At 64.3% G+C, this 7,602-nt stretch carries 7 protein-coding genes; 2 read left to right on the top strand and 5 right to left on the bottom strand.

What is annotated here, in order from left to right; genetic code table 11:
• Positions 1 to 61 precede the first annotated feature (61 nt).
• A complete protein-coding gene (gene tagQ / locus BBG20_RS09485; RefSeq protein ID WP_065902504.1) occupies positions 62 to 985 on the top strand; it encodes a type VI secretion system-associated lipoprotein TagQ in 924 nt (307 codons plus the stop codon).
• 124 nt (positions 986 to 1,109) lie between these two features.
• Complete coding sequence (locus BBG20_RS09480; protein WP_065902893.1) at positions 1,110 to 1,490, top strand: helicase; 381 nt, start codon at positions 1,110 to 1,112, stop codon at positions 1,488 to 1,490.
• Positions 1,491 to 1,668: 178 nt separating this feature from the next.
• Here the strand turns inward: BBG20_RS09480 and BBG20_RS09475 are convergent, their stop codons facing one another.
• From BBG20_RS09475 to exbD, 5 genes are all read right to left on the bottom strand, one after another.
• Positions 1,669 to 3,069 (bottom strand): aminoacyl-tRNA deacylase and HDOD domain-containing protein, encoded by a 1,401-nt coding sequence (locus tag BBG20_RS09475; protein ID WP_065902502.1) that lies wholly within the window; start codon positions 3,067 to 3,069, stop codon positions 1,669 to 1,671.
• Between the two features lie 129 nt (positions 3,070 to 3,198).
• Positions 3,199 to 5,274, bottom strand: a complete 2,076-nt coding sequence (gene recG / locus BBG20_RS09470) for an ATP-dependent DNA helicase RecG (RefSeq protein WP_065902891.1) — start codon at positions 5,272 to 5,274, stop codon at positions 3,199 to 3,201.
• An 8-nt stretch (positions 5,275 to 5,282) separates the two neighbouring features.
• Positions 5,283 to 6,203 (bottom strand): hydrogen peroxide-inducible genes activator, encoded by a 921-nt coding sequence (locus BBG20_RS09465; RefSeq protein ID WP_065902501.1) that lies wholly within the window; start codon positions 6,201 to 6,203, stop codon positions 5,283 to 5,285.
• Positions 6,204 to 6,426: 223 nt separating this feature from the next.
• Complete coding sequence (locus BBG20_RS09460; protein WP_065902499.1) at positions 6,427 to 7,176, bottom strand: TonB family protein; 750 nt, start codon at positions 7,174 to 7,176, stop codon at positions 6,427 to 6,429.
• Positions 7,173 to 7,598: a TonB system transport protein ExbD gene (gene exbD, locus BBG20_RS09455; RefSeq protein WP_003195519.1), complete on the bottom strand. Its 426-nt coding sequence runs from the start codon at positions 7,596 to 7,598 to the stop codon at positions 7,173 to 7,175. The genes BBG20_RS09460 and exbD overlap by 4 nt, the downstream gene beginning before the upstream one ends.
• Positions 7,599 to 7,602 lie beyond the last annotated feature (4 nt).

Genomic DNA, 7,602 nt, shown 5'->3' with positions numbered 1-7,602 from the left:
GAAGGGACTCAGGCGGCGGTGGGCCGTGCTGGGCAAGTCAAACTTAAAAGAGAACACATCTATGCTTTTTTCCCGTAAGGCGGTTTCCAAGCGTCACTTGCTGCTGATCGCGGCCGGTTTCAGCACCGTGCTGACTGGCTGCGCCACGTCGCCGGCGTCCAAGGTCGCGTCGAGCACCAAGGTCGAGTACTACCCCAACTGCTACGAGCCGGTGCAGCACCTGCGCGCCACCGATTCGGACATGACCAAGTCGGTCGTCACCGGTGCCGCCCTCGGCGCGGCCGGCGGTGCACTGCTTGGCGCCTTGACCGGCGACTCCGACAAGCGCGGCCGCAACGCGGCGATCGGCGCAGCGGGCGGCGCCCTGGCCGGCGGCGCGGCGGGTTACTACACCGAGCGTCAGAAGCAGATCACCGATGACAACCAGCGCATCGCGTCGTACTCCACCGACTTCAACAAAAGCGCCTCCGACATCGACCGCAGCACCGCCTACGCCAAGGCGTCCCAGCAGTGCTACCAGAGCGCGTTCACCAAGCTGGTGGCCGACCGCAAGGCCAAGACCGTCAATGACACCGAAGGCCGCAAGCGCCTGGCAGAAATCGTCGCGGGCCTGAAGGAGTCCAATGACCTGATCGTCGCGGTCAACGGCAAAGCCAGCGAAGACCTGAACAACTACACCCAGGCCTACGAGCAAGACCTGCAGCAGGTAGGCGTGCAGCGCGCCGACGTGGTCACCGTGGCCACCGCCGACACCACGCCGCCCGTGGCCCCGGCCAAAGGCAAGAAAGCCGTGAAGCCAGCGAAGAAGCCTGCGCTGCCAGTGGTGCCTAAAGAAGCGGTAACCACCGAGAAGAGCATCCAGACCGTGCAGGCCAAGCAAGCTGAAAGCAAGCAGGTCGCCAGCGCCGGCAAGGCGCAGATCGAAGGCACCTGCCGCGATCCAAACCTGGCCGACTGGGCGCCGGTGCCTTGCCCTAACGTTTAAGCAACATGTTGCTATAAGCGTTAAACGCCAGCCGATCTCCGTCTAAAGCGCGAGATCGGTGGCGTTCCTCGATCAAATCGTTACACTGCTGCGGCCACTCAATAATTACACCGAGGCCGTGTGCATGAAATTTCGTCTTCTGCTGTGGGTGCTGGGCCTGCTGATGGGCAAAGCCAGCCGCACCAATCCTGCCTTCCAGCAACAGCTGGGTGACAAAGACCTGGCGTTCCAGTTGCAGACACTGGACGGCAAGGTTGCCCGTCACTTCATCGTCAAAGACCAGCGCATTACCAGCCACTCGGGTGTCCACCCGACGCCGGCGTTTGCCATCGCGTTCAAGGATGCCGCCTATGGCTTCGCCACGATGCAGGCGAAGAACAAGCAACTGGCGTTCATGACGGGGATTCAGGACAAGTCGATCCAGATCAAGGGCAACCCGGCGCTGGTGATCTGGTTCCAGGGGCTGACCAAGTATTTGAAGCCGAAGAAAAAGAAGAAAACCTGAAGCGACCCTTTTGGCAGGCGATCCTTTTTGTGGCGAGCGGGCTTGCCCCGCGTTGGGCTGCGCAGCAGCCCCCTGTTCAGGCCACCGCGTCATTTCATCAAGCGTGGGGTGTCAGGTTTTAGGCTCGCTTCGCGGCCCGACGCGGGACAAGCCCGCTCGCCACAATTGCGCTTGAGGGTTAGGCCTGGCTGAACTGCGAAGCCAGCTCACGCAACAGCACCTCGGCATCCAGTACCTTGCCTACAACTTCTTCAGCCTTGTCGCGCGTCAGTCCCAGGCGCTCAAGCAGCGCGTCCGGAATCGCCTCGTCCGGCCCGGAGCCGATCCCACGGCTACGCAGCAGGCGCACGGCCAGGCACACCAGGTTCGGGTACTCGGCGTATTGGCCGTCGTAGGTCGGGTCGTGCTGGAAGCGCAGGGCGGTGGACAGTTCGTCCGGCATGTCCCAGTAGCGCATCAACCAGGCGCCGATCTGCTCGCGGCTGATGCCCAGCAAGTGCTGTTCGACATAGCTGTGGCACAGGTGCGGGTTGACCTCCAGGTGCCGGCAGATCAGCGAGAAGTGCGGCGGGAACACGTGGGCCAGCAACAGGTAGCCGAAGTTGTGCAGCAAGCCGGCCAGGTAGGTCAGGCCCGCTTCCGGGCGCTGGGCGCGCGGCATGGCGCGGGTCAGGCCTTCGATCACGGCGGCGGTGTAGATCGACTGGTGCCAGTACGGCGTCGACTGGTGCGGGTGGTCCTTGGGCAGGCTCAGGGTCTTGCCCAGGGCCAGGCCCAGCGCGAGGTTGATCACCAGGTCAAAGCCCAGCACGCGCACGATGGCGTCTTCCACCGAACGGATCTTGCCCGGCGACGCGTAGTACGGCGATGCGGCCCAGCTCACTACCTGCGCGGCCAAGGCCGGGTCGGTCTCCACCACACCGGTGATGTCGTCGATGGTGGCGTTGGGGTCGACCCGCAGCTTGATGATTTTCTGCGCGGTATCGGCCAGCGGTGGAATCTCGATGGTCGCTTCCAGGCGCTGCTGGATCCGGCGGGCAGTGAACGCCTGCATCGCCTGGGTGATTTCCTCGCGGTCATCATTGGGGCGATCGAGGTTGGGGCGAATATTACTCAGCGGCTCGCCGAAGTGGCCGGCGCTGGCCTTGGTGAGCATCGTCTTGAATGCGTCGCTGGTGATTTCCAGCAGCAGCCCGGCTTCGCCCGAATGCACCAGCAGGCTCGGCTCGTCGAGCAGGCTGCCTTCATACAGGCACGGCGAACTGGTGAGTGGCGGCAGGCCCGGCAGCAGGCTCAGGTCATGCTTGCCCAGCATGCGTTCAACGCGGTCCGGCGACACGGCGGTGAGGCGGCGCCCGGTGAGTTCGGCGAGGCGGTTGAGATCGAGCAACTGGTTCTGCGGGAACAGCACCATCAGTGCGCCCACCGCATCTTCCAGCAGCACGGCCTGGACCTTTCGCGCAGGATTCAGGCCCGGTTGGTCGGCAACTTCCGTGTAGCTGACGGCGAGCTTAGCGAGCAGAGCCCGAATGACCGGCGGGGCGGTCAGTGGGGCTGTGGCGAGGGCAACTTCTGACATGGCCTGATCCAATTTCCTACAGTCACCGAAGTATAACCAGCTTGATACATATGTTGGTCGACTAACTGCGGTTTGTGACGCGGTTAGCGAAGGGGCCGGGCGTTCTGGCGCTATCGCCGGCAGGGAGGGTCAGACCTGGCCGTATTGTTGGCCGTGGCGCAACCAGCGATCCAGCAGCGGGCTGACGTGGTCCGGCCAGCGCTCGAGCAGCGCCTGCGCGGCATCGCGTACGGCGGGCAGCAGATCGGCGTCGCGCATCAGGTCGGCGACCTTGAATTGCAGCAGGCCGGTCTGGCGCGTGCCGAGCATTTCGCCGGGGCCGCGCAGTTCGAGGTCTTTCTCGGCGATGACAAAACCGTCGTTGGTTTCACGCATGATGCCCAGGCGCTGGCGGCCGATCTGCGACAGCGGTGGGTGGTAGAGCAGCACGCAGTGGCTGGCCGCGCTGCCCCGGCCGACGCGGCCGCGCAATTGGTGCAGCTGCGCCAGGCCCAGGCGTTCGGGATTTTCGATGATCATCAGGCTGGCATTGGGCACGTCCACGCCGACTTCAATGACGGTCGTGGCGACCAACAGTTGCAGGTTGCCAGCCTTGAACTCGGCCATCACCGCGGCTTTTTCCACGGGTTTCATGCGGCCGTGGATCAGCCCGACCTTGAGTTCGCCCAAGGCGCTGGTGAGGTCTTCATAGGTGGTTTCGGCGGCCTGGCAGGTCAGCTCCTCGGACTCCTCGATCAGCGTGCACACCCAATAGGCCTGGCGGCCCTCGGCGCAGGCTCCACGCACGCGCTCGATGACTTCGACGCGGCGGGTGTCGGTGACCAGCACGGTGTTGACCGGGGTACGGCCGGGGGGCAGTTCGTCGAGGATCGACGTGTCGAGGTCGGCGTAAGCGCTCATGGCCAGGGTGCGCGGGATCGGGGTGGCAGTCATGATCAACTGGTGTGGGCTCATGCGTCCGCCCACGCCTTTCTGGCGCAGCGCCAGGCGCTGTTGCACGCCAAAGCGGTGCTGTTCGTCGATGATCACCAAGGCCAGGTTCTTGAATCGCACTTCGTCCTGGAACAGCGCGTGCGTGCCCACCACCATGGGCGCGCCGCCGGCGATTTGCTCCAGCGCTGCTGCGCGGTTCTTGCCCTTGAGCTTGCCAGCCAGCCAGGCCACTTCCAGGCCCAGCGGTTCGAGCCAGCGCTTGAACGTGATGAAGTGCTGCTCGGCGAGAATCTCGGTGGGCGCCATCAGCGCCACTTGGTAGCCGGCCTCCAGGGCTTGCAGGGCCGCGAGGGCGGCGACCACGGTCTTGCCTGCGCCCACGTCGCCCTGGATCAGGCGCAGCATGGGTTCTTTCTGGCTCAGGTCGTAGGCGATTTCATTGCCGACGCGCTGCTGGGCACCGGTCGGCGCAAAATCGAGGTTGGCCAGGTATTGCGCAGGCAGGCGCGTGGCCTTGGGCATGGCCGGCGCGCGCAACGAACGCATGCTTTCGCGCAGGCGCTGCTGGGACAGTTGGTGGGTCAGCAATTCTTCGAAGGCCAGGCGGTGCTGGGCCCAATGATGACCGAGGGCCAATTCGTCGACGTCGGCGTCAGCCGGCGGGTGATGCAGGTAGCGAATCGCATCGTCCAGTGGCGCCAGTTGGTAGTCGCGGGCCAGCTCCAGGGGCAGCCAGTCGGGCAGGCTCTTGGGGCCGAGCAGGGTCAGGGTTTGCATGCACAGCTGGCGCAGGCGCTGTTGGGTCAGGCCTTCGGTCAGCGGGTAGATCGGGGTGAGCGTGGTGTCCACCGGCGGCGGCTCGTCGCCGGTGATGGCGCGGTATTCCGGGTGGTAGATCTCCAGGCCGGACGCGCCGGGGCGAGCTTCACCGTAGCAGCGCACGCGGGTGCCGCGCTTGAGGCCTTCTTTCTGGGCGTTGCTGAAATGGTAGAAGCGCAGGCTCAAGCCGCCGGTGCCGTCCTGCAGGCGCACGACCAGACTGCGGCGCTTGCCCATCACCACGTCGGCGCCGCTGACGGTGCCCTCGACCACTGCATCCTGCCCTGGGCGCAAATGGCCAATCGGCACCACGCGGGTACGATCCTGGTAACGCAGGGGCAGGTGGAACAGCACGTCCTGGAGGTTTTCCAGGCCGACCTTGGCCAGCTTTTCAGCCATGGCCTCACCGACACCCTTGAGTGCCGTCACCGACACCTGCGACAGCTCAGTCATACCGTTAATCAGCTCGCAGCAGGCGGCTTGGCCACCGAGCACAGGCGGATCGAGTCCGCGAGGATCTCAATGGCCTTGGGCCGTGGGAAGCTCGCGCGCCAGGCGATCGCCACGGTACGAAACGGCACCGGTGGCGTCAGTGGGCGTACTTCGATCACGCCGGGGGCGTAGTGATGGCTGTCCACCGCCGACAGCGGCAGGATCGAAATGCCCAGGCCGGAGGCGACCATGTGGCGGATGGTTTCCAGGGAGCTGGATTCCACGGTGGTGTGCTTGGCGCCGTCGTTGCCTTTGGTCAGGGTCGGGCAGGCTTCCAGGACCTGGTCGCGGAAGCAGTGGCCTTCGCCGAGCAGCAGCAGGCTCTTGTCGTTGAGCAGGCCGGCGTCGATGGTGTCTTTTTTCGTCCACGGGTGGGAGGCCGGCATCAGCACGTAGAACGGCTCGTCGTAGAGGGGCAGGGTCAACACATCCGCTTCATTGAACGGCAAAGCGATGATGATCGCGTCCAGTTCACCGTTGCGCAGCTTGTCGCGCAGGATGTGGGTGAAGTTTTCTTCGATATACAGCGGCATCTGCGGCGCGACGCGATGCAGTTGCGGGATCAGGTGCGGGAACAGGTACGGGCCGACCGTGTAGATGGCGCCGACTTTCAGCGGTGCGGTCAGCTGGTTCTTGCCGGCCTGGGCCAGTTCGCGAATGCTTTGCGCTTGCTCCAGCACCTTCTGGGCCTGGGCCACGATACCTTCGCCCACCGGGGTGAGGCGCACGGCGCTCTTGCTGCGCTCGAAAATCAGCACACCGAGTTCGTCTTCAAGCTTTTTCACGCCCACCGACAGCGTCGGCTGGCTGACGTGGCAACGCTCGGCCGCATGGCCGAAGTGCTGCTCTTGGGCGAGGGTAACGATGTAGCGTAATTCTGTAAGAGTCATAGCGGGCGTCCATGAGGTTGCGAGCCAAGCATACCGGCTGCAATCGATAGACGCACGTTATCAGAACTTTGGTGGGGATTGAGCGGGGAGTGTGGCGGATTTTGCTGAAGCGATGAAAACAATCTGGGCTTGCCCGCGATGTACACACCTCGGTCTATCCGTTGCACCAAGGTGATGCTATCGCAGGCAAGCCAGCGCCCACACAAGTTGACTCCCGCAATCCTTAGCGGCGGCGTTTCTCGATGTTGTACACGAACGGTGCAACGATCTCGATGCTGCCGCCCTTGAGCATGTCGGCCGGAGGCTTGGGCAGCGGCTGGGCACGACGGATCATGTCCAGGGTGGCGCGGTCCAGGTCGGCGTTGCCGGAGCGGCCCACCAACTCGTAGGACAGCACATTGCCGTCGGCGTCGACCACAAAGCGCAAGCGGTTCAGGCCTTCCTTGCCACGCGCCTGGGCACCTGGCGGGTACTTCTTGTACTTCTGCAAGTGAGCCAGCAGGGTGCCTTCCCAGGACGCCTTGGCCGCGACTTGCTGCGGCGACGGGCCTGGAACCGGCTGGGCCGATTTTTCAGCCGGCGCGTTGGTCGGCGGAGCGTCGCTCGGCGGCTCTTCGGAAGGTTTCTCCTTGGGCGGCTCGGGCTTTTTCTCCACCGGCTTGGGCGGTTGTGGCTTGGGCTTGGGCTTGACCGGCTTGGGCACCTGGATCGTCGGCTTGGGTGCCTCGGCCAGTTTCGGCAGCGGCAGCTCTTCCACCGGCGCCGGTGGTTGCGGCGGCGTTACGACTTTGGGCGGAGCCGGCGGCGGCGGTGCAGGCATCGGTGCCAGGTCGATGACCATGGCGGCCGGTGGCAGCTGCACCGTATGCGGCGCCGACCAGTGGAGCGCGATGGCAATCGCGACGGCATGCACGCCCAGCACGACGGCGAGGCTGGTGCCATAACGCGTCAGTTTGTGGCGCGTCGTGATCATTTTTTGGCTGCCGTCTCGAGTCCGACCAGGCCCACCTTGAGGTAGCCGGCTGCCCGCAGGGCATCCATCACGCTCATCAGGTCGCCGTAGTCCACGCCCTTGTCAGCCTGGAAGAAGATCGTCGTGTCTTTCTTGCCTTGGGTCTTGGCGTCGAGCACCGGCCCCAGGGTTTCAGCCTTGACTTCTTCTTCGCCCAGGAACAGGCGTTGGTCCGCCTTGACGCTGAGGAAGATCGGTTTCTCTGGCCGCGGCGCCGGCTTGGCGCTGGAGGCGGGCAGGTCAACCTTGATGTCCACGGTGGCCAACGGTGCCGCCACCATGAAGATGATCAGCAGCACCAGCATCACGTCGATAAATGGCGTGACGTTGATTTCGTGGTTCTCGACGAGTTCGTCGTCGCCTTGATTCAAATGCAGGCCCATGGCC

Source organism: Pseudomonas aylmerensis, assembly GCF_001702265.1.
Classification (GTDB): Bacteria; Pseudomonadota; Gammaproteobacteria; order Pseudomonadales; family Pseudomonadaceae; genus Aquipseudomonas; species Aquipseudomonas aylmerensis.
The sequence above is the reverse complement of the archived record's forward strand: the minus strand, read 5'-3'. Positions and strand labels throughout refer to the sequence as shown.

Excerpts from the sequence above, each read along its gene's own strand:
- BBG20_RS09465 (WP_065902501.1), bottom strand. The coding sequence starts at position 6,203 with ATGACTCTTACAGAATTACGCTACATCGTTACCCTCGCCCAAGAGCAG.
- BBG20_RS09480 (WP_065902893.1), top strand. The coding sequence starts at position 1,110 with ATGAAATTTCGTCTTCTGCTGTGGGTGCTGGGCCTGCTGATGGGCAAA.
- tagQ (WP_065902504.1), top strand. The coding sequence starts at position 62 with ATGCTTTTTTCCCGTAAGGCGGTTTCCAAGCGTCACTTGCTGCTGATC.
- BBG20_RS09475 (WP_065902502.1), bottom strand. The coding sequence starts at position 3,069 with ATGTCAGAAGTTGCCCTCGCCACAGCCCCACTGACCGCCCCGCCGGTC.
- exbD (WP_003195519.1), bottom strand. The coding sequence starts at position 7,598 with ATGGGCCTGCATTTGAATCAAGGCGACGACGAACTCGTCGAGAACCAC.
- recG (WP_065902891.1), bottom strand. The coding sequence starts at position 5,274 with ATGACTGAGCTGTCGCAGGTGTCGGTGACGGCACTCAAGGGTGTCGGT.
- BBG20_RS09460 (WP_065902499.1), bottom strand. The coding sequence starts at position 7,176 with ATGATCACGACGCGCCACAAACTGACGCGTTATGGCACCAGCCTCGCC.